The organism is Polyangiaceae bacterium (assembly GCA_020633235.1).
Taxonomy (GTDB): Bacteria; Myxococcota_A; Polyangia; order Polyangiales; family Polyangiaceae; genus JACKEA01.
In genome coordinates, this window is sequence record JACKEA010000001.1 from 1,034,885 (window position 1) to 1,057,631 (window position 22,747).

Consider the following 22,747-nt stretch of genomic DNA (forward strand, 5'->3'; position numbering starts at 1 on the left):
GCCCCCGTGGCCTAATGGAAAGGCGCTGGTCTTCTAAACCAGGAGATACGGGTTCGAATCCTGTTGGGGGCGCTAGGCGTCGCGACTTCCACTGATGGCGCCAGAGTCCGGCGCAGGTACGCCGGATTCGGAGCTCATGTACCCACGCGAGGAGTCGAACCACGTCGTACGCCGTGCGTGGTGCGTCCCGAACAAGCCGCTGGCGAGTCCTGTCGGGGGCGCTTTGCGTCCTGGATCCAGCCGCTGGGGCCCGCACCGCCAGCGGCACCTGTCCCTGTCGTCCAAAGGCTCAGGATTCGAGATTCTCAATCTCGAGATCGGGGTTCGAATCGGTGTTTTTCATGGACGCACCTCCTGGCCGACGGCGCCCTGCGGCTCACGCGGGCTTTGTCGAGCCGGCGCTCGGCCTCGCCGAGCAATCTCCCTCCGGTCTCAGATCCGATCGTGATCTGATCGTGCCAAAGACGGAGGGAGTGGATCCAGCCGCTGGGGCCCGCACCCCCAGCGGCCCCTGTCCTCATCGTCTAAGGGCTCAGGATTCGAGATTCTCAATCTCGAGATCGGGGTTCGAATCCCCGTGGGGACGCTTTAGGTCCAGTGGCCGCGCACGGTCATGAAGGTGTCGTGCGGTCCACCGCCGGCCAGAACGTGCAGTCTCACGTTGCGCGCACCGCAGAGCTCGAGGCCCGCTTCGCCGTGCCCGACAACGTCCGACCACAAGTGCTCGTCGAACCCGAAGCAGTCGGTCCACTTTGCCGTCGCACCTCCTGGCCCGTGGTGCTCGACCGCCATCTTGCCGAAACGAAAGTACTGCCCGAAGAAGCGCGGGACGACGCTCATGAACGCGGCCGGGGAAAGCGTGCGCACGAAGACACGGTAGACTCCACTTAGGTCGTGTCGACACGCAAGGCCCCCGAGGGTACGGGCGGTGGGCGTACCCTTGGCGACATGCTGTATCGCGCGATGTAGCTCGAGGTACGTGGAGACATCGTACCAACTGGACGCCACCGTCCGCTGTTCGCAGAGCTCGTGTTGCGGTCCGAGGTGGCCCAGCACCTCCGCCCACCCGTGGCTGCCAACGGCTTGCTTCGCGACTTCCTGCAAGGAGACGAGCGCCGTTCCCTTTATCTGGTTCCTAGGCATCCCACATTCGGTAACGGCAGGGGTCGGCGTGACTTGAGCTTGCGCGGGCGGCTGCGTGCGCTCGTCTCCATCGTCTAAGGGTCAGGACTCGAGATTCTCAATCTCGCGATCGGGGTTCGAATCGGTTCATTCTCACCGCTCCGGGCCGTCGGCGCCGGACGACCCTCGCGGGCTTTGTCGAGCCGGCGCTCGGCCTCGCCGAGCAATCTCCCTCCGGTCTCAGATCCGATCGTGATCTGATCGTGCCAAAGACGGAGGGAGTGGATCCAGCCGCCGGGGCCCACACCCCCAGCGGCATCGTGTCCCTGTCGTCTAAGGGTCAGGATTCGAGATTTTCAATCTCGCGATCGGGGTTCGAATCCCCGTGGGGACGCAAGCACTCCTCGAGGCTCAACGGATGAGCGCTGGTTTCCGAAACCAGAAGCTGTGGGTTCGACTCCCACCGGGGAGACTGACCGCTCGAAGGCTAGTGGCCTCGATCTGTCTGATACGCAGATCTTCCAGGTGCGATCCCTGGCGAGCGGACCGCGCGGAGCGAGTGAGCTGGTGAACACACCAGCGCCGTTCTGGAACTGAGACGGCGCGGGGTTGGGGTCCCCGCCTTGATTCGGGTTGGAAAGGTCGCTTGGTGCCGCGGGTTGGAACGGTGGAAACCAATCCGTTCGATCCCCGAGCTCCGCACCGCCGCGCTACCGTCGCGCCATCGACGGCGGGGGCGCCGTGGGGCGCGCCGCTTCGGGGAAGATCTGGCGGAGCTGCCAAGCTTGGGCGAACTGGCGGCGTTCCGCCCGCGTCAGGTTGTCCATGGTGCGGCCGATGACCGCGATCGAAAGCAGCAGAATGAGCGTTGCCGCAGCCCACAGCATCAGCAACGCTGACACTTCGGCGAAGTGCGCGGCCCAGGGTTGGATCTTCATCACCCCGTCGGAAAAAGCGTAGGACCGAGGCAACACGCCCAAAAGCTCGAGCCCCATGGGCAGCGTGAGCGCCGCGAGGCCGGTCAACAGGATGTACTCCCGGGTTCGGCGGTCGGCGCGGGAGTTGACGATGATGGTGGCGGCGCAGGCCAGCACCAACGCCGGCACGACCACGAAGGGCCCGAAGATCACGCCGGTGGAAGCTGCGGTTGCTTCGGCGAACACCGCCGTCATCACCGTGTGGGCGCGGGAGGTACGCCCGGTCTTGCTGCTGTGCCACACGGACAGCATCACCGCCGTGACGGAAACGAAGAACGGGATCGCCAGCCACCAGTTCTTCACCCCCATGAAGACCGTGAGGGGCAGCAAGACCCAGGCGCCCATCAGCGCGATGAGGCTTCTCTGCGCGGCGCGCTGCCGGACGGCGGCACGCTGCGCGGCGAGCTCTTCTTCGGCTTCCGGTGGCAGCTCCTCCACGGGCTCCGTCACGACCCGGGCCATCGCACGCAACGCCTCGGCGTTCGTGGGATCGAGGGCCAGGGCGGAATTGAGCTCCCGCAGCGCCTCGACCCGCGCTGGGCTGCCGACGCCGGTGCTCAGGAGCGTACGCGCCGCTTCGGTATGCTCCAGCACCAGCTGCCGGCGTCGCTCCACGTCGCGATCGCCATCCAGGAACTTTTCCACCGCTTCCGATAGCTCCCGCGCCGAGGCGAACCGTTCGGAAGGCTCAACCGCCGTGGCCCGCTCGCAGATGGCGTCGAGCTCCGGCGGGACGTCGAGATCCGGTCGGCGCGCACTGGGACGTGGATCACTCGCGCCGGTGACGGTCGCCACCAGCGCGCGCTCCGCCGGGGAGCGCGGATGCAGCGACTCGAGCGCGAGGATCTCGAACAAGATCGCCCCCAGCGCATAGACGTCCGTGCGCGGGTCGATGCCCGACGAATCGCCCCGCACCTGCTCCGGTGCCATGTAGCCGGGGGTGCCCACCACCGCACCGATTGCGGTGCCGGAGACTTGAACCTCCGGTGACAACGTGCCGGAGCTCACCCGATCTCCGGGGACGCTCACCGGTCCGTCGCCCGGATCACCCACCGGCTTGGCCACACCCCAGTCCAAGATGTTCACCTCGCCGAACTCCCCCAGGATCACGTTGCCGGGCTTCAGATCGCGGTGCACCACACCGCGGCTGTGACCATACGCTACCGCCAGGCACAAGCTGCTGAAGGCCGTGAGCAGCCGACGGCGAGAGTACTTCTTCGAGATGTCTTCGCCGCCGATGGAGAGCCGCGCGACGATCTGCTCCAGGGTGAGGCCGTGCACGCGTTTCATGGTGAAGTACACCGCGCCGTCCTCGCGCACGCCGATGTCGTACACCGGCACCACGCCGGGGTGCTCGAGCCGCGCCTGGATCTTCGCTTCGAGCTCGAAGCGCAGGCTGAGCTCGTCGAGCTCCGCGTAGCGATCTTGCAAGAGCTTGAGCGCCACGTCGCGCCCGACGCGGCGGTCATGGCAGTCGAGCACCTGCCCCATGCCGCCGACGCCCAGGGGCTCGCGCAGGAGGTACCTTTCGCCGTAGGTGGTGGGACTCAGCCGTGACTTTTGCTCTTCACGCGGCGAGGCGTCCCCCGACTCCGAGCGCAGTGTCGTCGGGGACGAGGCAACGCCGGAGCGGCCGGGCCCGGGAGCTTCCGCGTCAGGAGAAACAATCAAGACGGTGCTCGAGATGGAGCTCGCGTCACTGGGCTTTCGCTGAGTGGGCGCCTCGCTCGAATCAACGGGCTTCGAAGGGTCGCGCGACTTCATCGCGCAAGATGTTAGCGCTCGAGTGGCGGAATGGCAGACGCTCCAGATTCAAATCCTGGCGCTCCTTGGCGAGCTTGTGAGTTCGACTCTCACCTCGAGCACTTTACGGGGATGGTCCAATGGGAGGACGCGGGCCTCTGAAGCCCTGAAGTCCAGGTTCGAGTCCTGGTCCCCGTTCCGCGGGACGTGTCGTCTGGGGACGACTCCATTCTCACAAAGTGGCTCAGCGGAGTTCGATTCTCCGGTCCCGCACCCCTGGGGGGTGAACTGGTCGAGGACCAGGACTGTCTCGAAAACAGATCGGACCGCAAGGTCTGGGGAGCGTGACCTCCGCCCTCCTCCCAAACACTGGAGCTGATGACCAGGAAGTGGAATGTCAGCTTTCCCTCCGCTCGAGTGGCGAAATGGCAAACGCAGCAGGCTCAGAACCTGTGGCTTCAAAGAGAGCTTGTGAGTTCGACTCTCACCTCGAGCACCACGCCATCGTGGTGAAACCGGCAAACACACCAGTCTGAGAGGCTGGCGCGCCGAAGAGCGCATCTGGGTTCGACTCCCAGCGATGGCACGACTGGAAGCAGAATCGTCCGCAGGGACGGGCCCCGGTGCTAGCGGGTGCGCACCGCGAGGTGTGGGGTGCGAGTCCTCCTGCTTCCGCCGCCGAAAGGTCGTACGCCCGGGCGCGTTCGAGCCTGTTCGGCCCAAGCGCACGATTCGCAGAAGGGACCGCACGCATCGCGTAGCGGGCTTTTCACGCGACTTCTACAGATCGGGCATGTCCCTCCGATACCTCATCGCGATGTCCTTGGTGCTCGTGGGCTGCGGCTCCTCCAGCGACGGCAGCCCCGCAGCGAGCGGTGGCGCCGCCGGCATGGGCGGCATGGCGGGATTGGGCGGCGCCGCGGGCGCTCCGGAGCCACCCGTTGATGTCATCGTGTCCACGCCCTCCGGTGCAGTGAACGAAGACGAACCCTCCATCGTGGTCACCGCCGGTGGTCGCATCGTGATGGCGTGGGACAATCGCCTCTCGGGTGCCTTTCAGGTTGCCGCGCGGGTGAGCGACGACGGCGGCAAGACATGGGGCGAGATCCAGACGCTGCCGCTGAAGCCCGAGCAGAACGTAGCTGCCAACACCTCCCTCACGGCGACGGAAGATGGCACGGTGTTTCTCAGCTGGGGCGCCGAGAAGGTGACGCAAACCGGGCAGCGTTCCGAGCTCGGGGTGTACGTCGCCAAGCTCCCACCGGATGCACCGGCGTTCGGTGCGCCGATGGAGGTCACGGATCCCGCGGCCGAGGTGGGCGTCTACGATCAGCCCTTCATCGCGGCGACGAGCCAGGGCCTGTTCTTGGCATACTCGCAGTTTTCCACAAGCCTGATGAGCGCGAAGATGGTCACGCGCTTCAGTCAAGATGGCGGGGCGACGTGGTCGACCTCGGAGCTGCCCTCCACGGGTCTTCAAGGCTTCATGAACGGCGTGCAGCTGTGCCGTGCGGAAGGCGATCGCGCCTACCTCACGATGGTGGACGCCAACTTGGGCATCGCCCTGTGGCGTAGCGACGACGGGGGACAGAGCTTTGGCGATGCCATCAGCATCCCGCTGCCCGAGGAATTCGGTCAGCTCACTTTCATGCGCGACGGCAACTGCGTGGCCCATGGTGAAGACGTCTGGATCCTGTACGGCCTGTCCGACGACGTGGCGACGTCCAACCACGAGAAGATCGCGCATCTTTCGAGCTTGCGCTTGGCGCACTCCGGCGACGGCGGGCAGAGCATCGAATCCCGCGTGGATGTGGGCGACCCCTCGGCGGGCAAGTACTTCCTGCTATCGCGCTTGGCGCGGGAAGACTCGGGCGCCCTGGACATCACGTACTACGCCGGCAGCGGCGACGGCGACGATCAGGCGAGCTATCGCTGGGGCCGCTCCACGGACGGAGGCAAGACCTTTCCCACCACGGTGCTTCGCAGCCCCGTGGTGTTCGAGCAATCGCGCGTGACGAGCAAGTTCTTGGGCGACTACATGGGCCTGGTGTGGCAAGGCGGACGGTTGTATTCCGCATTTGTCGACAACAGCGCCGCATCGCACATCGTGCTGCACGCGGAGGACACGCCGTAGGGCTCTCAGTCCCAGCGCTCGCAGGTGGTTACGCCGGTCACCCCCGGATCGAAGTCGGGCATGTCCGCCAGGAGCTTGCTCTGCTCCTCGCACTCTCCGGGGCTATCGAAGCAGACGGTCTTGTTCTCCTGTCCCTTGCGCTCGACGTAACAGTGAGCCGCGGGCGCTTCCTTGCACTGTGTCACATCGCGATACCCTTGAGACTGGGCACCCGCCACCTTGCTCCTGCGGTCACTGCACGCATCAAGGGTTCGCATGCACTCACTGCCCGGTTTCGAGCGGATGCGCGGCTCGCGCGAGGAGCCTTCCTCGATGTCATGAACCCAGGTCACGCAGTACCACCCGTTTCCGTCGGGGCGGTCGGCCGGCGTTGCAGCCGTGCGGGTTAATGGAGTGCCACCCATGGGAAAGCAGGCGGCGAACAGGAACACGAAAGGAACGGACAAGGCGCTGAGTCGATGCATGAGGCGGCGCACAGCAAAGGGTGTACCCAAGTGATTCCCGCTGTGTTTCCTGGCTCGGAGGTGGGCTGGTCGTGGCGTCGGCGCCACAGTTATCGGGTGGGGTTGGGGGTGGAGCCATGCCGGAGGCGGAGCCGTCAGCATCTGCACGGTGACTAAAGCGTGTTGACAGTTTCTGCCGACACCGCCCTTCTCGGGCGTCGGGCATAAGCCCTTCCTGCTTCGACGAGGGTAGTTTCGCGGACCACCACGAGCGACGGTTCGCCAGAGCTTCCCTCTCCACAAGCGTTTTGCGTCTCCGCGTGCTTCGCGGCGACGGGAGGCCAAACCTCCAACTCATGCAGCCTACCAGGACCTGAACACATGTCAAGCATTATCCTCAACGAGGCAGGATTTCGTCGGCAATCCCAAATCCAGAAACTGTCAACAGACTCTAGCGAAACCTCGCTGCTTTTCCTGGCATGCTTGCTGCTAGCCCGCGGGGCATGACGCTCGAGGGCATCGCCGTGGTCGACACACCGGTGACGGATCGCGTTCGCGTGCGGAGCTGGCACCATCGTTTCGGCGCCACCCAGTTCCCGGAGGGGAGCCACGCGGAAGTGGAGGTGGGGTGGGTGATTGTTGGTGAGGCGCGGTACCTCATTGACGGCAGCGAGCTCGTCGTCCCGGCCGGGAGCGGTATCGTCGTGCCGGCGCGGACGGCACACGCCACGCACGTGAGCGACGGCATCGTCGCCCAGAGCGCGTGGATCGCGGCGAGCCTCGTCTCGAACGTAGCGGCGAGCCTCGCCCTGCGTCCCCCGAGCGCCGCGCGGCTCATAGCCGACGCGACGGAAATCTCGCGGCTCGGAAGCCTGCTGGAGACGGAAGCCCGAACGCCGCGGCCGGGTCAGTCCTTGATGGTCGAGTCCCTGGCGCAGGCGCTGGTCGTCGCGGTGCTGCGCGCCGCCTCCAACACGGGCGTCGCGCCGCGGGATCCGCGCATCGCCCAGGCCGTCGCGCTGCTCGAAACTCACTTCGCGGACGCCCTCGGCGTGGACGACCTGGCGCGCGCCGCCGGCATCAGCCGCTTTCACTTCAGCCGTCTCTTCCGCGAAGAGACCGGCGAGAGCCCGTACCAGTACCTCCGGCGTCTGCGCATCGAGCGCGCGCGGGAGCTCTTGGCCCTGGGCTACACCGTGACGGACGCCGCCCTGTCCGTCGGTTTCAAAGACTTGAGTCGCTTCGCCCGCGCGTTTCGTGAGCAAACCGGAGTCGCTCCCAGCGCCTTCGGCCGCCGCGCGGTGTAGCGCCTCACGACCTGCGACGGTCGTCCAATAGCAAGATGCGAGAATGCCGATCTCGAGATGTGGGTGCGATTCCCGCCCGTCGCTCCGGTGTCCCCATGCTGGCACACCTCCCTGCCGGGCGAGTTCGCACGCGGTATCGGGTAGGTGAGTCCCAGCGGACTCCGACCTGGGAACGCGGGTTCGAATCCCGTCACGTGCTCCAAAGCTCGCGCGTGTAGCGTAGTGGTAACGCAACAGACTTTTAATCTGTCACCCACACAGGCAAATAACGCCTCATCCCAGGTTCGGCGGGCGGCCGAGCCCTTTTCCCTCGTTCGCGCTTCGGCGCTTCGGGAGAAGCCCGGCGCGTGCCCGAAGCGCGTGCGCTCCCTGACACGGACGACGGCCATCGTCGCGGCGACCGTCGTCGTCCAGCTCACCGAGCCCACTCGCTTCGCGCCGCGCCGGGTCCGTGACGTTTCGCCCGGTGGCGTGACGCGGCGGCTTCGCGAAGCCGCTGTCGAAGGTCATCGCGCGGGCGTCGGGTGAAGCCGTTCGCCGAACCGCTCTTTGGAGCGCCCTTCGAGGCGCATCCCTGATCTTCCTGAAGACGTTCGTCTTCCCGCATGCCGGCGGTTCCGGCTGGAGGCCTAGAGCCATGCTGAGAGTATTCGATGTTCGACTCAATGAGCGCGTGGTGGTCCTGAAGGACGGCGTGCCCGTCCGGGCCCTCGGCCCCGGCCGCCACCGCGTGTGGGGTACGCGCCTCACGGATCTGCGCTGGAACACGGACGAGATCCTGTTTCAGTCGCAGCCCGAGGCCCGCGCCGTGCTGCCCGCCGACTGGTTCGCCGAGGCGCACCTTTCGGTGCTGGAGCGCGGTGTGATCTTCCAGGACGGCGTGCCGCGGGCGTTTCTGCGCCCGGGTGTGCATCGCTTCTGGACCGTGGACCCGTCGGTGCGCCTCGAGGTGTACCGCGTGGACGAGCCGATGCCGGAGCTGACGGACGAGCTCGTGCGCGTGCTCCCGAAGAAGGAGTACGTGCTCACCACGGTGATCGCGCACCAGCGCGGCCTCCTGTTCGTGCGCGGTGAGCTTCGGAGCACCCTGGCTCCGGGCCGCTACGCGGTCTGGTCGCATCCGGGTGCCGAGGTCGCCGTCCAGACCGTGGACATGCGCAGCGAGCAGGTGTCCATCGTCGGTCAGGAGCTGATGACCCGTGACAAGGTCACCCTGCGACTGACGCTGACGGTGGAGTTCGCCATCGAGGACCCGGCCCGCGCCGTGACCTCGGTTGCGAACGTGCGCGATGCGGTTTACCTCATCGTGCAGCTGGCCGCGCGGCAGTTCGTCTCGGGCGTGACCCTGGACGAGCTGCTGGAGGGCCGTGACGCCATGACCCGCTACCTCGAAGAGGACGCGGTGCCCAAGGCCTCGCGGTTCGGCGTGCGCGTGGAGCGAGTGGGCCTCAAGGACGTGGTGCTGCCGGGCGAGATGAAGACCCTGCTGAACCGCGTGATCGAGGCCGAGAAGGAGGCGGCTGCCAACGTGATCCTCCGCCGGGAGGAGACGGCCGCTACCCGCTCGCTGGCCAACACCGCTCGGGTGATGGCAGACCAGCCGATGCTGCTGCGTCTGAAGGAGCTCGAGAACATGAAGGAGATCGCAGAGCGCATCCAGGAGCTGCGCCTCGTGGTCGGTGCCGATTCGCTCAAGGCGCTGCTCCCCGCCGACGTGTTCGGTGTGAAGAGCTCCAACGTGAGCTGAGCGCTCGAGAGCCACCCCGCGCGGTCACGCGTGGGGTGGCGCCTCGATGTCTTCTCGTCGCATGGGGTTGTCGTCTTCTTTTGTTGGTCCGGCGCGATCCCCGTCGCGACGCCGACCGGCATTCCGCGCTGTTTCCGCGGCGAACCAACACCCTTTCCTCAATTGGAGCCCGTGGCGTCCGCTCCGGCGTCGCTCCACTTGTTGCGGCGACTCCACACAAGAGTGCGCCGAGTCTTCGGTGTCTTCTCGTCGCGAGGGCTCGGCTCAGTCTCGCGTCCGCCCGGTACGCTCGTAGGCCAGCACTTGGAGTCGCTCCACCAGCTCGGTACGGAAGCGGTCGAGCTCGATGGGGTCGGCGTTGCCCGGGAGCAAGGCGTCGGGCCCGATTTTGATCTGCGACACCACCCACGCGATCGTCGCCGGGTCGGCTCCGGCGTCCTTCTTCTCGGCGTCCAGCACCGCCGCACCGAGCTCGATGCCATGAGTCAGCAACACCTGCAGGTCGACGAGGTCCTTGATCTCCGCTCGCCCGATGACCGCGCACAGCTTGTTCGCGGCGATCTCCCTCAGAGAGTCGACGCGCACGCCGTCACGGACTGGCTTGTCGTCGTCGATGATTGGAGCGCGATCGATGACCAGATCGACGATGCACGTCTCGTCGCCGCGGCGCGCGAGCAGGCGCCGAAACTCCGGGAAGGTTCGCTGCGGTTCCAGCGTTGCGCCGGCTTCTGACGCAGCTTCCTGCAACACCTGGCTGGCCTCCTCCAGTGTGGGGCCGGGAGGGGTGAAAAGGTCGATGTCTTCCGTGGTTCGGTGTCCGAAGTAGTACCCAGCCAGTGCACCGCCTCCCGTCAGGAAGAAGCGCCGCTCCCGAGCGAAGAACCCGCTGAGCAACGCCTGCTGCAAGGGGGTGAGACTACTCTGCGGGGAGGAAGCCATGAGCGCGCCATCCGTCCAGCAAGAACTCCCAGAATGTGCGGGAACGGCCGAGATGTCGCCGGATACGCGGCCAATCTCGGACGACCTCGTCCAACGTCACGTACTTCCAGACCTCGTTGAAGCGCGCCTCGCGGAGGACGCGACCCTGCCACTGCGCGCGGATGTCGGGATCCGCGGTCGCCAGATGCGCGCGCAACTCCGCTTCCGTGACGGTGACGTCCCACAGAAAGGCGGGACGTGTGTGCGCGGAATCGCTGACCATGACGTTTCGATGCTACGCCACGCCCGCCACCCGAGCAAACCAATGGCCTGAGAAGCTCCGCGTCAGGCCAAGCTCTGTCGAGCGAGTGCCCGCGCGCCCCGCATGGGGTGGCGCCTCGATGCCTTCTCGTCGCATGGGGCTGTCGAAGCCCCGCCCATCATCGGCGTCTTCCAACCGGACTCGACTCCGGTGTAAGAGCGTCGGTCATGGCGTGAACGCGTGGGGCCGACTGGTTGCGAGCGCGCCTATGGTAGGCGAAATGCGCTCCCGCGACGGTTCCGAAGTGCCAAGCGGCGTTGTCCACGGGGGAGCTACTAACCCCAGTGCTCACCTGAGTCGGTCCTCTCTCACAAGCTGCGGCCCGGCGTCCGTTCGGCGCGGAATCAGCCCGCGCGCATCGCGCTTACCGCGGAACGAGCAATGCCAGTGCACGACGGAGCAGCTCTTCCAGCGAGAGGCTCCGGGCTTCGGCAGCGAGCTTCTCCGTCGCCTTCGTGGCTTCGGCCTTCTTGAAGCCTTGGCTCGTCAGCGCCAAGAGGAGCTTGTCTTGCTTCTCCCGCGCCTCCGCATCCGCAGCGTCCTCGGTGTCTGAACGCCTTCGCTGACGAAGGCGGATCTTCTCTTCGACGTACTCGCGGCCGAAGATCTTCTTGGCCGCATTCAAATTATGGCTTCGACAGAACACCCGACCATTGGAGGCGTCATCGCCACCACCGATGCCGGTGGCTTCGATGTGGTCGTACTGGAGATACGCCTTCGCCGTGCAGCGCACGCCGGACTCCGACACGAAGCAGCACTGGGCGCCGTCCCGCGCGTACACCTCGCGCCGGGTGGCACGCCCGGGATCGCCTCGCTTCGTTCCGCGGGAGCGGCGCGGCTTGTCCGTCTTGCCCCAGCGCTTGTTCGAAAGCTCGCGAATCAGCGCATCCAGCGCCCGTTCGATCACGACCTCCAGCTCCCGGCTCACATGGCTCATCAGATTCTGGGCGTGCTCGAGCTTCGCTTTCAGGCTCTCGCCGGCACTGAAATGCACCTCGAAGCGCCCCTCCGAAAGCGGCTCCACCCCCGGGCGCGGCCCCTTTCCGCCCTGCGGCAGTCGTTCCACCCGGTCCGGAACGTCCGGCTTCGGGAACCAGCGCGCGAGCACGACGCGAATGCCCGCGCTCGTCTTGCCGGCGGCTTCTTCCAGCAGCGCAGTGTGGTTCTCCTCCGTGAGCCGCGGAGCCAAGAGCGAAAGCCCGGAAAGGTGCAGGTTCCCGTCGGCGAGCAGCGAAAGCACCACCGGAAACGAGCGCGCCGCCCGAGCCCCGGCGATGCTGCGGTACGCCGTGCCCTCGCTCATCCCGAGGCCACGCACGCAAAAGTCGTACATGGACGAGTAGCCCTCGTCGTACACGAGCTCGCGTCGGTCGATTTCGGCCAGGTGTGCGACCAAGCGCGCGGTGGCTTTCCGCCGACCGGCGTTGGCGACGACCGCGCTGGACCAGAGGTCGCGATTGGAAAGGTCTTGAAGTGCGGAGAGTGAATGCTTGGTGGTCGATAGTTCTACGGAAATGGCTTTGGATGATGACATGACAAACCCCCGTGGTTTCCCCCGGCATACCACGGGAAATTTCGCCTTCTTCAGCGCCCTCTCGAGGCGCTTTCGAGCACGCGGACACTTCGAAGGTCGATTTCGTTTCGAACGCGCCGCCACCGGGCGCAAGTGCGCTGCGCAGGCGCTGTGCGAACCAGAGCGGCGAAATGAGAGCGCGGAGCGTCCGCAAGCTCGTCAACTGAAATCGCATTCGCGATGTCGAAGTCTGTCGTCAGTTCGCGCTCGTCTCGGATCGCCATCGTTGCAGACATTCCGGCCGCTTGGTCCGCCATCGAGCGACGCGCGGCAGCGGCGGCACCTGTCCGTCGCTCTCGCCGGAGTGGCACCGATGGTGGTCAACCCAGGTGAACAGTGGGTCTAAGACGATCTCGAAAGACGCGGCGCATGTCGGCGCTCGTGAACACGCCCCAGTCGCGGCGCAACACCAGTGCGGCATCGCGCGATCGCCCGGTTGCCCGCGGGCCGAGCCCGAACAGCCCGGCGTCTCCCTGCCACAGGGCACGAACCACGGGCTGCGCGAGCACGCGGCGCTGCGCCCGCGCGATCTCGTCGAAGGGACCGAAGACGGCGGCGTCGAGAGCGATGATCGACTGCGCCCACTCGGCAAGACTGCCTTCGGCGACCGCACGCCCTCGGACCTCGGGGGGCACCTCCGCCGTGTAGAACAGCTTGCCGCCTTCACGTCCGCCCACCTGGTAGACGACGAATGCGTCTTCGTCGAAAGTCCTCACGACCAGGGCAACGTTTGCTCGAACAGTTCGGCGTCCTCGCGCTCCCGCAAACGATCGCGAGCGGCCAATGCCTCGCTCAGGGACAGCAAGCGCGGCCCAATCCTGCGCGCTCGGTGCACTCCCTCAGGCCTTGTCCGCCCACGGATTCACACGAGAAAGAGTCGCATCGACGCGCCCGAGGAGGTCCCCCAACCTGCCAAGACCTCTACCAATCGCGGGGAGCGACGTCGACGGCGGAGCCCGTGGTTGGTGTCAGCGCGGGAAACTCCGGCGCCAAGCTCGTAGCGCGTGCAGACTCTCCCCATGTGGCGGCAGCTAGCGGGAGCGATCACGGCGTTCGTCCTGGTCGGAGCCAGTATCTCTTGCGCGTGCTCCAAGCTGAAAGCCAACGAGCCGCCACCGACGAAGACCGTGGCGTCGTCCGCCTCGGCGTCGTCTGCCGTCAGGCCGCCGGCCAGCGCGGCGTCTGCGGCAGCGGTCCAGCGCGATGCGGGCCAAGCCTCGGAGGCCGGCGTCGTGGCGGCGGCTCCGTCAGCTGACGCAGGGTGTGTACGCGAAGGCTTCCAGGTGGAAAACCAAAGCATGGAGCTCGTCGGCCGACTCCGATCGGAGCGGTACAGTCCTTGGCCGGACACGCCGGAGGTTGGGTACGTGCTCGACTTGGACCGACCCGTGCCCATGTGTCGAAAACGTGAGGACCCGCTGCGTTCGGTCCAGGTATTCGTGGGGCCGAGCTCCGGGAAGCAGCCCGCCGAGCTACTGGGACCCCTGGCAGGAAAGCGGGTGCGCGTGCTCGGGCGCCCGAAGGATGCCGGCAGCGGCGCAGGGCATTTTCTGAAGCGATATCACGCGTACGCGGAGCAGATCGAGGCTGCCGAGCATTGAGCCTCCCGCTCCCTCACAGCCCTTGGGCGAACGTCTGATAGGTCTTGTAGAGACCGTCCCAGTCGTCCTTGTGCCATTGGTGATCCATACCCCACTGGGTGTCGCCGTCGCCGTTGTCGCCCGCGCTGGCCATGAACCCCCACTGCAGGTAGCCCCGGCAGCCCTTGCCGAACCACTTGGCTAGGTCCTGAGCGACCTTCGCAGGCCGTCCGCCGCCGTCGAATCCTGCCTCTTCCACGATGATCGGTTTGTTCACGCTCTTGGCGATGCCGGTGTCGTCACTGTTCCCGCCGTTGTAGCTCCGTGTCGTCAGGAACGAGATGTCGGGGTTCGAGAACAGCGTCTGCTGCTCATTCGAGCTCAGGCCCGTGATGGTTGCCCCAATCTCGCCGACTGAGATCATGTGGTTCGTGTCGATGGCCCGGATCGCCGAAGCCATGTTCGTGCAGAAGCTCACGAACGTCGCGCCCGACGACTGGCCCTGAAACGTCGCGTCGCGGATCTCGTTGCCGAGCTCCCAGGAGAAGATTGCCGGGTGGTCCTTGAAGCGCGTGACCAGCGCTTGGACCTGGGGCTCGTAGTTGTTCTTGTACCCGTTGGCGAAAAAGTCGTGGTCGAGCACCACGTAGCCGTTGCTGTCGGTCGCGTAGTAACCGTCGTCTCCCTGCGGGTTGAAGCCGGTTTGGTAGAAGTCGGTCAGCACGACGATCACCGTGAGCCCGTGCTGATCGGCTGCGTTCAGGACCTTCTCCAGTCGGTTGCCGGTCTCCTGGGCGTCGATGCCGTGGTAGGCGACGAAGGAGCGCACCACGCGACCGCCCATGCCTTGAACGGAAGAGAGGTTCAGCTCGATCTGACTTGCGTCCGCGTACGGAAGCGCTTCGTGACCGTAGTGGGGAAGGCCACGCAGGTTGACGCCCACGAACTGGTATTCCGCGCCGTCGCGCTGAAAGTGGGTGCCGCTCTGCGTGACGAACCCGCTGCCCGAACCCCCACTGCTTCCGCTGGCGCCGCCGCTCCCCGGCAGCGATTCCACCTGACACGAAGCCAGCACGTTGCCGGCCTTTCCGCCGGTCTTGCCCTCGACGAAGTCGAACGAGAGCACTCCCGTGCCATGACCCGAGACCGTGTACGCCCAGGTGTAGGGGCCGTCTCCGGTGATCGGCAGGGCGGACGTGACGGGGTAACCCGGCCCGGACACGTTCATGTCGATGTAGGTGTAGCCAATCGCGTTGGTGTAGCTGATCTCGAACTGTACTCCCTCGTGCACGGGTGCACCGGTCACGACGAACCCGTCGTCGCACGGAAGAGGGACGCCACCGCTGCCGCCGCTACCGCCGGTGGCGCCGCCGCCGCTACCGCCGGTGGCGCCGCCGCCGCTGCCGCCGGTGGCGCCGCCTCCCGCGCCGCCGTTCGTGGCGACGCCGTCGTTGGACGAGCACGCAGTCGCGCCGACGAGCAGTACCAGCGTCAGGAGCCCTCGCCAGCTTCGTCGATTCGCCGCCCGGCTCACGGCTGCTCCAGTGGGATGCCCAATGAGGCGCACAACGCCCCATCCAGGCGCAGCAAGTAGTCGCCGAAGATGGAGCAGGCCTCTGCCGCGTCTCCGTTCTCGATGGCATCGAAGTACGCGTGGTGAACGGCCAGGTAGTCGTCCGGCACGGGCGGGACCGGCCAGGTGTCGACCACGAGCTCGAGGTAGCTCCGGGTCATGTCGTTGATCAGCCAGAGCTGCGGCCAGAGCTCGGCGGAGGTCAGGACGTTGCGCATGATCTCGAGATCTGCCGCGACGAATCCCTCCAGCGAGCGCTCCTCGTTGGCACGACCGACCACCGCGCGCGCTGCTTGCAGGGAACCCTTCTTCACGCGCCCGGCGGCGAGCTGAGTTCCGTGCAACACCAGTGCGCGACGCAGCGCCAACAGATCGCGGACCACACGCTGCAGAGCGGTAGGGTCGTCGATGGCGCGAACCGCGAGCGGAAGCGCAGAGAACGACCAGGTACTGCGGGGCCGCACGACCATTCCCGATCCGCGACGCACCTGGAGCAGGCCCCACTCGACGAGCTTCGCGATGCTCTCGCGGATGGTGACGCGGCTGGTCTGGTGGACATCAGCGAGCTCCCGCTCAGTCGGCAGATGGGCCGTTGCAGGGATGTCGCTGCGGACTATCTCGCCGCCGATGACCTCCGCGAGCCCCTGGGATTTCGCCTTCGAGGCTTGACGATTCGTGAGGATCATGATTGGTTAGTCCAACTGGACTAGCCAAAATGAAGACGGGCGTCAAGGGCTTCCTCGCTGTCGCGACACTCCTCGCGGGCTGTGCAAACGGACTGGTAGATGTCGAGGATCCTCAGCCCGCGCCCGGCGACACCGTTCTTCCTGGTGAGGGGGATGCGGGCGCCGTGGAAGCGAGCGACTGGAAGGCGGGAAGCGCTGGTGCACCGTCCAATGATGCAGGGGAGGAGGCCGCAGTCGACGCCTCGAACACACCGCTCGAGTGCGACTCGCGCTTCAACCTCACACCCAAAGCTCCCAGCGCTTCCGCATCGTTCAACGCGAAGTTCACCGATACGCCCGGCTATCCCTGGGTCGATCTCGAGCTCGCGGGTTCCGGCACGCCCGTCGCCAGCTGGCAAGGCGTGAACGGTTCCAGCCCCTTCACGTGGGTCTACAAGGTGACGGGACACCAGCCCGGCGTTCTTACGCTGACGTTCGTCAAGGACAAGGAGCCGGGAACGAATGGCACGAAGGTCGCGAGCTGCAAGATCGAGATCGTGCCCTGAAGCGTGCGCGACGCGCGTAGCGCCATCGTTCAGCGCGGCTGACGCGCTCGCGGCGCGACGTAGCTGCGGCGGCGCGAGGCACAGTCGCCGGTGAGTGGGTCACTCTGTGCCAGAAACGCGGCCTGCCAGACTGCGAGGCTGGCAGAGCCCCCCCGGGAACCTGCATTTCGGTCGCAGGCGCGTTTCGTGCATCAGGAGGCGAGCATGCTCCGTTCGACGAGGGCGACGATTCTTGCGCTGCTCGCAATCTCGGCTTGCGCTGGCCAGGACCCGGCAACCGTTGCGGACTCGGGCGCTACGGGAGGGGCGGACGCTGGGGTCGGCGCGAACGGCGGATTTGGGGGCGTCGCTGTGGGCGGCAGTGGGGCGACCGACGCGAATCCATATCAGGACGGTCCCGCTGGTTGTGACGCTGACCTCTGGTGGGGGGCGGTGCTCCTCGTCATCGACGACGTGTCGTGTCAACCCATTGCTGGACTGGAGGCGACTCTGATTGGCGAGCAAGATGGAGGCAATGTTTTCACCATTGTGTTGAAGCCAGGTAGCGTCCTTCTGGGAGCGCTCGGGGAGATGGGCTGCTACGCCGTCGAGCTCTCAGCGCCAGGATATGTGACTCGCCAAGTGGAGGTGTTCGCGTACGATTCCCTGAGCTGCGCGAAGATCACCAACCACGTCACGCTACTGCTTCACGCTGTGGAAGGAGGCATTGGGCCGGAAGCGGGGCCGAGCGATGCGGCGGTCCGACCTCCCGCCTGTTCGGAGTCGAACGACACGGGCAAATGTTGAAGCGCTCCATCGGACGACCCCTCTTGCGGTTCCGCGCGAGCGGTAGCTGCACAAGGCGGTGGAGGTGTGGGTTCAGCGCGGCTGACGCGCTCGCGCCGCGACGTGGCCGCGGCGGACCAACAAGCCCTGTCAGATGCCGGATCCGGAGTTGCCTCCGGGCTTGGGCGGGCGCGGCGCCATCTCGGGACGCGGTGGCGGCGGGCGCGGCGCCATCTCGGGGCGCGGAACGCGCTCCTTCATGTGGGTCGTGGGCACTGGCACGGGCTTGGACGTGGGGGACGCATCCGGCTTCGAGGGGGCGATGTCGCTGTGGGAGAAGTGCACGACGAAGCGCTGACCGCGCACGTCGGGATCCCGATCCGAGAGCTCGAGCTCCCGCGCTGCATCCAAGATCTTCTTCTCGGCGTCGGCGTCGAGTTTTGGCGAGTGAAGGACGGCTTTGGAGACCTTGCGGTTGTCGTCGAACCACAGCTCGAGCTCGACACTGTCGGTCGGGGCGACGGCGTCGCGCAGGACCGGGAGCAGCTTTTCGCCGAGCGCTGGCTTGACCAGCCCTTCCGGACCCAGCGGCGGAATCACCTGCGCGTCCACCGGCTTCGGGGGCGGACCGGAAGCCGTGGCCGTGGGGATTGCCACCATCTCGGTGGGATGGCTCTTCTCCTTGCAGCCCGCGCTGGCCAGCGTGACCGACGCCACCAAGCCCGCGCTGGCCGCCGCTTGCACCCAGCCACTGGCCTTTTTGCCGCGAGTGGGTTGGAACGGAGCGGTGCGGATCTCGTCGAGCAGAGCCTTCACCTCGCGGCCGAGGCGCTCGTTGTCTCGCACCACCCCAGCCTTGATCTCCTCCAGCAAAAGAGCCGCATCCGAAGGATCCGCGAGGGCGTCGACACCGGCGATCAGCCGATCCAGATGATCGCAGGTGTTCAAGTTTACCTTCACGATCTGCTGCTTGACCCTGCGGCGGAGCGCTTCATGTGGACCGAAGAAGCGCTGGAGCAATTGCTGCTCGTAGTCGATCTGCATCGTCAGGTGATGCAAGCCCTCGTCGCCGTAGTTCCGTGCTTCGAAGGCCGGATACATGATCTCGAACGCCGTCTGCGCGCGCGGGTCGCTGATCTGGTAGTCGTAGCCCCAATAGTCACCGAGCAGGCGATCCTGCCGGCGGAGCCAGCGCTCGAGCGGCGTGCCGGAGTACACCTCGGTGCGGCAGAAGTTCATCGCGTGGTGCGGGTGCTGGCGCAAGAAGGCAACGTTGTCTGCCATGTCCTCCAGCGTGGAATCGGGATTGAGCAGCAGCAGGTTGAAGCAGGTGTGGATGTCGAGCTGGCTCACGATCTGGAGGGCGCGCACGTTATCTTCGACGGTTTGACCGCGCCCCAGCCGCCGGAGGGACTCGGGCGTTCCGGCCTCCACGCCCAAGAAGATGCGAAACATGCCCATGGCTCGGAGGCGCTCGAACAGCTCCACGTCCACGGTATCGGGCCGGCACTTGATCGCGAAGGCGATGGGGCTGGTCACGCCGCGGGCGCGCAGCGCGGCGTCCAGCTCGTCGAGGCGGCGATGCATCGCGGCCTTGTCGTCGAGCACGAAATTGTCGTCGTGGAAGTTGAACACGCGCACGCCGCGGCGATGGAGCTCTGCCATCTCCTCCGCCACCTGCTCGGGGCTGCGCAGCCGGAGGCGCTCGCCGCCGCACAGCTTGTGCCAGGCCGCGATGGAGCAAAACGCGCAGCTTCGCGAGCACCCGCGCGAAGACAAGATGTTCGTGATCGGGATCCCGAGGTAGTCGTCGAAGGGTTGCTTGCGCGGCGGGAACGGCAGCACGTCCAGGTCCGGGGGCTTCACCGCGTCGGCGTTCTGCTGGATGTGTTCACCGTTGCGCCAGACGAGCCCGCTGACGTGTGACGGGTCGGCGAGGGATTCGGCCAACTGGCAGAGGATCAGCTCGCCTTCGCCAATCGCCACGGAGTCGAGGGCGGGCACGTCGGAAAGCAGCTCTGCCGCGTGCATGGCGGCGAAGTGGCCGCCGGCGATCACGTGCCCGGAGAAACCGAGCTCCCGCGTGCGCTCGGCGAGGCGAGCAAACTCCCGCGCGCGATAGGTGAACACCATCGACAGCCCCGCCAGCGGCGCGCCGGATTCGGCGATCTCCCGCGCCGCCCGCTCGCTATCCGCGGGCTCGTTGAAGACGACGGTGGTGACTCGGTGCCCCGCGTGCTCCAGCGCTCCGCGCAGGTAGCGCACCGCCAGGTTCTCCTCGAACTCCGCTCCCACGAGCACGACGTGCATGAGCGCCACCCTTTCCCGCCGGGGACCACCGCGGCTCCTGCGAGTGTTCGGCCGCGCGGCTCTTCGCGAAATGATGGACGACACTGCGCTGGCCATGAACGCGCCGTTGGCAGGTGGCTCGCGTCGGCCTACGCTCTGCGGGTGGAGCTCGGTTTCGGGTGTACGTCGACACGCCGCCTGGATTCCGGAGGCAGCGTCGAGTTTCATCGCTGCGATCACGCCACTTACGGTCAGGTCTGCGCCGTGATTGCTCCCCCGCTCACGTGGCCGCCGTGGGCCGACCCGGCACTCTTCGCGCGTCTGCCCGCGGAGGCGACCGTGGTGCGAACGTTCGAGACGCAGCTGACGGACGCGCGAGACGTCGTCCTCCTGGAGTGGGTGGAGGGCGAGAGCCTGATGGATCGGGTGCGAAGGACGGGCCCGCTCACACGAGGGGAAGCTCTCGCGGTGATGGGCGAAGTCTGGCGCGCGCTTTCGAGATTGAAGCGAGGGATCCCGCTCGAGGGCGACAAGCTCTTGCCGTGTGCCCACGGCCACGTCCACCCGCGTTGGGTCCAGCTGGGTCCGCGGCAGGTGAAGCTCGGCGGTTGGCTCTTGGGCACGCTGAAACCGGAGACTGAAATGCGCGTCGCGGATGCGCTGCTGGCCGCCGCGCCAGAACGCCTGCGGGCGGATGATGCCGATCTACATGCGGCAGACGTGTATGGGCTCGGCGCGCTGCTCCACTTCGCGCTCACCGCGCGGGGCCCCAGCGGCACGGAGCCGTCGTCGATGAGCACGCGAAGTGTCGACCCTTCGCTTTCGCCGGAGCTCCGGAATTTCGTCCTGGAGCTGACGGAGCCCGTGCCGCAGCGCCGGCCATCGCTGGAACACGTGGGCGAGGCGCTCGCCCGGCTGCGCTAGAGCGGCGTGACGGGGCTCGCGCCGCACCAACATCCAAACGAAACAGCTGGGACCACTGGCGGTTGCCCCGGGGCAGTCCCACGCGCGGAGCCGGCGAACGTCGAGAGCAACCGCGAGGAATCTCGGGACCGACGTGCTGGCGCGGGGCTTGCTGAAGTGGGCGGCATGAGACGAGCCTGGGCCATCTTGCTGTTCGGATTGAGCGCGTGCGGCAGTGGGGCGACGGACGTGGCGCCTGGACGAGGTGGCGGCACAGAGCCGATGGACGCACGCGTCGAGGTCGATGCCGCGGCAGAGAGTGGCATCGACGCCGGGAGCGACGCTCAGCAAGCGAGCCCGTGCCCGAAGCTGCCGGAGGAGATCGTGGGCAACGACGTCGACGACGATTGCGACGGACTGGTCGACGAGTGGCCTGCGGACATTTCCGCCGCTCTGCACATGCGCCCGGCGCTCTGGGAAGAGTGCGGCGCGGCCAGCACGGACTACGGTCTGAACCGCCCCATCGTGATGGCAACGCATGGCGCTGTCGCCGGCGCCATCAACCTGCGCGCGCTGCATCCCGCCTGTCCCATCCATTCGCTGCCCATGTCGCTCGACCAGGTGCGCGCCTGGGCCAAGTCCGCCTTGGAGGATCCGATGGTGGACGGCATCGCACTGGATCACGAAGGGTGGACGCTTTCTCTCGGCGAGCCGATGCTGAAGGTGCTGTTCAGTGAGGCCGAGAAGGCAGGGAAGATCTTCTGCGACGTTCCGTCGATGTACCTGAACCACTTGATGAACGGGATGACGAGCTTCTCGGACATGATCTCGTCGTTGCAGAAGCACACCCACTGCGCTTCTCCGTGGCGGTATCACCTGAAGGGGCCGGAGTACCTGGCGCTCGGAAAGGCGTGGATCGATGGCGGCTACGCTCATCCCATCATTCCCATGGGGGACGCCGGCATGCGGCCCGACTACGGCGGCATCACCCAGGCGGACGCCGTGGCCACCGTGAACACGTTGGCGGACCACGGCGTGTCCTTCGCGCTGTTCCAGCCAAAATATGATGACGGAACCGTGCTTTCGGTGATGGCGAAGCGGTATCCGTAGTTACAGCAGATCCGTGAGCCGCCCGCGGATCATCGCTTCGGCATCGCGCATGATGCGGTCGATGAGCTCTTTGCAGGTGGGAATGTCGTGGATGAGGCCCGCGACCATTCCGCACGACCAAGCGCCCGCGTCCATTTCGCCCTCGCGCATGATGCTCGGGTACACGCCAGCCACCTCTTGCAGGATGTCCTGGATCTGGAGCTTGTCCCCGAGGGTGCGCTCTTTCTCGAGGATGCGCTCCACCGCTTGGTTGTTCATCACGCGTTCGGTGTTGCGCAGCGGACGCATGACCAAGCGCGTGTCGAGCTCCGACGCTGCCAAGATGGCCTGCTTCACGTTGTCGTGCACCGGCGCTTCCTGGGTGGCGATGAAGCGCGTGCCCATGTTCATGCCCTCGGCGCCGAGGGCGAGGGAAGCGACCAGGGAACGCGCGTCCGCCATGCCGCCGGAGGCCACGAACGGGATCGAAAGCTCTTCCGCGGCGCGTGGCAGCAAGATCATGTTCGGGATGTCGTCCTCCCCGGGGTGTCCACCGCACTCGAAGCCATCCACGGACACGGCGTCGCAGCCAATCTTCTCGGCCTTCAGCGCGTGGCGTACGCTCGTGCATTTGTGAATGACGCGAACGCCGGCCGCCTTCAGCTTTGGTAGGTGCTCCTGGGGGTTTCGGCCCGCGGTCTCGACGATGGTGATGCCGCCGGAGATGATCGCGTCGATGTAGCCCGGGTAGTCCGGCGCCGCGAAGGCGGGCAGGAACGTCAAGTTCACGCCGAAGGGCTTGTTCGTCATCTTCTTGCAGCGCTCGATCTCGGCGGACAGCGCTTCCGGGCTCGGCTGCGTGAGCCCCGTGATGATTCCGAGACCGCCGGCGTTCGACACCGCCGCGGCGAGCTCGGCGAAACCCACGTAGTGCATGCCCCCTTGAATGATCGGATGGTCGATGCCGAACAGCTCGGTGATCTTGGTCTTCATGGGAGGTCCTCATACACGCATTTGGCGACCTTCGGGCG

General features: G+C 66.3%; 19 protein-coding genes and 9 tRNA genes. 17 read left to right on the forward strand and 11 right to left on the reverse strand.

From position 1 onward, the window contains the following. Both H6717_04595 and H6717_04600 read left to right on the forward strand, forming a co-directional pair. Positions 1-72: transfer RNA gene (locus H6717_04595), tRNA-Arg, on the forward strand. Between the two features lie 441 nt (positions 73-513). Next, a tRNA-Glu gene (locus H6717_04600) sits at positions 514-586 on the forward strand. Positions 587-588: 2 nt separating this feature from the next. On the opposite strand, the gene H6717_04605 is transcribed toward H6717_04600, so the two are convergent. Next, positions 589-867 carry a hypothetical protein gene (locus H6717_04605; protein ID MCB9576292.1) on the reverse strand — a complete coding sequence of 93 codons (279 nt, stop codon included), beginning with the start codon at positions 865-867 and terminating at the stop codon, positions 589-591. 577 nt (positions 868-1,444) lie between these two features. Here H6717_04605 and H6717_04610 point away from each other — a divergent pair. After that, positions 1,445-1,516: transfer RNA gene (locus H6717_04610), tRNA-Glu, on the forward strand. 6 nt (positions 1,517-1,522) lie between these two features. Beyond that, positions 1,523-1,594: transfer RNA gene (locus tag H6717_04615), tRNA-Arg, on the forward strand. Between the two features lie 238 nt (positions 1,595-1,832). On the opposite strand, the gene H6717_04620 is transcribed toward H6717_04615, so the two are convergent. Further along, entirely contained in the window at positions 1,833-3,863 is a 2,031-nt protein-coding gene (locus H6717_04620; protein MCB9576293.1) for a protein kinase, read from the reverse strand. Positions 3,864-3,879: 16 nt separating this feature from the next. On the opposite strand from H6717_04620, the gene H6717_04625 reads away from it, so the two are divergent. The 5 genes from H6717_04625 to H6717_04645 all read left to right on the forward strand — a co-directional run bounded on the left by H6717_04625 (position 3,880) and on the right by H6717_04645 (position 5,976). Next, a tRNA-Leu gene (locus H6717_04625) sits at positions 3,880-3,964 on the forward strand. Positions 3,965-3,968: 4 nt separating this feature from the next. After that, positions 3,969-4,040 (forward strand) — tRNA-Gln (locus tag H6717_04630). Between the two features lie 213 nt (positions 4,041-4,253). After that, positions 4,254-4,341 (forward strand) — tRNA-Leu (locus H6717_04635). 1 nt (position 4,342) lies between these two features. Next, positions 4,343-4,428 (forward strand) — tRNA-Leu (locus H6717_04640). Positions 4,429-4,635: 207 nt separating this feature from the next. Next, a complete protein-coding gene (locus tag H6717_04645; protein MCB9576294.1) occupies positions 4,636-5,976 on the forward strand; it encodes an exo-alpha-sialidase in 1,341 nt (446 codons plus the stop codon). A 5-nt stretch (positions 5,977-5,981) separates the two neighbouring features. On the opposite strand, the gene H6717_04650 is transcribed toward H6717_04645, so the two are convergent. Beyond that, positions 5,982-6,440, reverse strand: coding sequence for a hypothetical protein (locus H6717_04650; protein MCB9576295.1), 459 nt, complete (start codon positions 6,438-6,440; stop codon positions 5,982-5,984). Positions 6,441-6,922: 482 nt separating this feature from the next. Between H6717_04650 and H6717_04655 the strand changes: the two genes are divergently transcribed. The 3 genes from H6717_04655 to H6717_04665 all read left to right on the forward strand — a co-directional run bounded on the left by H6717_04655 (position 6,923) and on the right by H6717_04665 (position 9,473). After that, complete coding sequence (locus tag H6717_04655) at positions 6,923-7,726, forward strand: helix-turn-helix transcriptional regulator (protein ID MCB9576296.1); 804 nt, start codon at positions 6,923-6,925, stop codon at positions 7,724-7,726. A 13-nt stretch (positions 7,727-7,739) separates the two neighbouring features. Further along, positions 7,740-7,810 (forward strand) — tRNA-Gly (locus H6717_04660). 553 nt (positions 7,811-8,363) lie between these two features. Then, entirely contained in the window at positions 8,364-9,473 is a 1,110-nt protein-coding gene (locus H6717_04665; GenBank protein MCB9576297.1) for a slipin family protein, read from the forward strand. Positions 9,474-9,737: 264 nt separating this feature from the next. On the opposite strand, the gene H6717_04670 is transcribed toward H6717_04665, so the two are convergent. From H6717_04670 to H6717_04685, 4 genes are all read right to left on the reverse strand, one after another. Next, on the reverse strand, positions 9,738-10,412 hold the full coding sequence (locus tag H6717_04670) for a nucleotidyl transferase AbiEii/AbiGii toxin family protein (GenBank protein MCB9576298.1): 675 nt from the start codon (positions 10,410-10,412) through the stop codon (positions 9,738-9,740). Beyond that, positions 10,390-10,674: a hypothetical protein gene (locus H6717_04675; GenBank protein MCB9576299.1), complete on the reverse strand. Its 285-nt coding sequence runs from the start codon at positions 10,672-10,674 to the stop codon at positions 10,390-10,392. Before H6717_04675 ends, H6717_04670 begins: the two co-directional genes overlap by 23 nt. Positions 10,675-11,077: 403 nt before the next feature. After that, positions 11,078-12,247, reverse strand: a complete 1,170-nt coding sequence (locus H6717_04680; protein MCB9576300.1) for a hypothetical protein — start codon at positions 12,245-12,247, stop codon at positions 11,078-11,080. A 359-nt stretch (positions 12,248-12,606) separates the two neighbouring features. After that, on the reverse strand, positions 12,607-13,002 hold the full coding sequence (locus H6717_04685) for a hypothetical protein (GenBank protein MCB9576301.1): 396 nt from the start codon (positions 13,000-13,002) through the stop codon (positions 12,607-12,609). 678 nt (positions 13,003-13,680) lie between these two features. On the opposite strand from H6717_04685, the gene H6717_04690 reads away from it, so the two are divergent. Then, a complete protein-coding gene (locus tag H6717_04690) occupies positions 13,681-13,887 on the forward strand; it encodes a hypothetical protein (GenBank protein ID MCB9576302.1) in 207 nt (68 codons plus the stop codon). A 13-nt stretch (positions 13,888-13,900) separates the two neighbouring features. Here H6717_04690 and H6717_04695 read toward each other — a convergent pair whose 3' ends face one another. Beyond that, positions 13,901-15,400, reverse strand: coding sequence for a cellulase family glycosylhydrolase (locus H6717_04695; protein ID MCB9576303.1), 1,500 nt, complete (start codon positions 15,398-15,400; stop codon positions 13,901-13,903). Then, on the reverse strand, positions 15,397-16,125 hold the full coding sequence (locus H6717_04700) for a FadR family transcriptional regulator (GenBank protein MCB9576304.1): 729 nt from the start codon (positions 16,123-16,125) through the stop codon (positions 15,397-15,399). The genes H6717_04695 and H6717_04700 overlap by 4 nt, the downstream gene beginning before the upstream one ends. A gap of 29 nt (positions 16,126-16,154) precedes the next feature. Here H6717_04700 and H6717_04705 point away from each other — a divergent pair, with 29 nt between their 5' ends. Then, complete coding sequence (locus H6717_04705) at positions 16,155-16,670, forward strand: hypothetical protein (protein MCB9576305.1); 516 nt, start codon at positions 16,155-16,157, stop codon at positions 16,668-16,670. A gap of 204 nt (positions 16,671-16,874) precedes the next feature. Continuing rightward, positions 16,875-17,456 (forward strand): hypothetical protein, encoded by a 582-nt coding sequence (locus tag H6717_04710; GenBank protein MCB9576306.1) that lies wholly within the window; start codon positions 16,875-16,877, stop codon positions 17,454-17,456. A gap of 129 nt (positions 17,457-17,585) precedes the next feature. Here H6717_04710 and H6717_04715 read toward each other — a convergent pair whose 3' ends face one another. Further along, positions 17,586-19,745, reverse strand: coding sequence for a radical SAM protein (locus tag H6717_04715; GenBank protein MCB9576307.1), 2,160 nt, complete (start codon positions 19,743-19,745; stop codon positions 17,586-17,588). A gap of 141 nt (positions 19,746-19,886) precedes the next feature. On the opposite strand from H6717_04715, the gene H6717_04720 reads away from it, so the two are divergent. Together H6717_04720 and H6717_04725 are read left to right on the forward strand one after the other, a co-directional pair. Then, positions 19,887-20,648: a hypothetical protein gene (locus H6717_04720; protein MCB9576308.1), complete on the forward strand. Its 762-nt coding sequence runs from the start codon at positions 19,887-19,889 to the stop codon at positions 20,646-20,648. A 165-nt stretch (positions 20,649-20,813) separates the two neighbouring features. Continuing rightward, positions 20,814-21,737, forward strand: a complete 924-nt coding sequence (locus tag H6717_04725; protein ID MCB9576309.1) for a hypothetical protein — start codon at positions 20,814-20,816, stop codon at positions 21,735-21,737. On the opposite strand, the gene H6717_04730 is transcribed toward H6717_04725, so the two are convergent. Further along, positions 21,738-22,709 carry a nitronate monooxygenase gene (locus tag H6717_04730; protein ID MCB9576310.1) on the reverse strand — a complete coding sequence of 324 codons (972 nt, stop codon included), beginning with the start codon at positions 22,707-22,709 and terminating at the stop codon, positions 21,738-21,740. It abuts the gene before it with no gap. Positions 22,710-22,747: the final 38 nt, after the last annotated feature.

Bases quoted from the DNA above. Each gene is read 5' to 3' on its own strand.
- H6717_04620 (MCB9576293.1), bottom strand. From the start codon at position 3,863: ATGAAGTCGCGCGACCCTTCGAAGCCCGTTGATTCGAGCGAGGCGCCC.
- H6717_04645 (MCB9576294.1), top strand. From the start codon at position 4,636: ATGTCCCTCCGATACCTCATCGCGATGTCCTTGGTGCTCGTGGGCTGC.
- H6717_04650 (MCB9576295.1), bottom strand. From the start codon at position 6,440: ATGCATCGACTCAGCGCCTTGTCCGTTCCTTTCGTGTTCCTGTTCGCC.
- H6717_04655 (MCB9576296.1), top strand. From the start codon at position 6,923: ATGACGCTCGAGGGCATCGCCGTGGTCGACACACCGGTGACGGATCGC.
- H6717_04665 (MCB9576297.1), top strand. From the start codon at position 8,364: ATGCTGAGAGTATTCGATGTTCGACTCAATGAGCGCGTGGTGGTCCTG.
- H6717_04670 (MCB9576298.1), bottom strand. From the start codon at position 10,412: ATGGCTTCCTCCCCGCAGAGTAGTCTCACCCCCTTGCAGCAGGCGTTG.
- H6717_04675 (MCB9576299.1), bottom strand. From the start codon at position 10,674: ATGGTCAGCGATTCCGCGCACACACGTCCCGCCTTTCTGTGGGACGTC.
- H6717_04680 (MCB9576300.1), bottom strand. From the start codon at position 12,247: ATGTCATCATCCAAAGCCATTTCCGTAGAACTATCGACCACCAAGCAT.
- H6717_04690 (MCB9576302.1), top strand. From the start codon at position 13,681: ATGTGTCGAAAACGTGAGGACCCGCTGCGTTCGGTCCAGGTATTCGTG.
- H6717_04700 (MCB9576304.1), bottom strand. From the start codon at position 16,125: ATGATCCTCACGAATCGTCAAGCCTCGAAGGCGAAATCCCAGGGGCTC.
- H6717_04705 (MCB9576305.1), top strand. From the start codon at position 16,155: ATGAAGACGGGCGTCAAGGGCTTCCTCGCTGTCGCGACACTCCTCGCG.
- H6717_04710 (MCB9576306.1), top strand. From the start codon at position 16,875: ATGCTCCGTTCGACGAGGGCGACGATTCTTGCGCTGCTCGCAATCTCG.
- H6717_04715 (MCB9576307.1), bottom strand. From the start codon at position 19,745: ATGCACGTCGTGCTCGTGGGAGCGGAGTTCGAGGAGAACCTGGCGGTG.
- H6717_04725 (MCB9576309.1), top strand. From the start codon at position 20,814: ATGAGACGAGCCTGGGCCATCTTGCTGTTCGGATTGAGCGCGTGCGGC.
- H6717_04730 (MCB9576310.1), bottom strand. From the start codon at position 22,709: ATGAAGACCAAGATCACCGAGCTGTTCGGCATCGACCATCCGATCATT.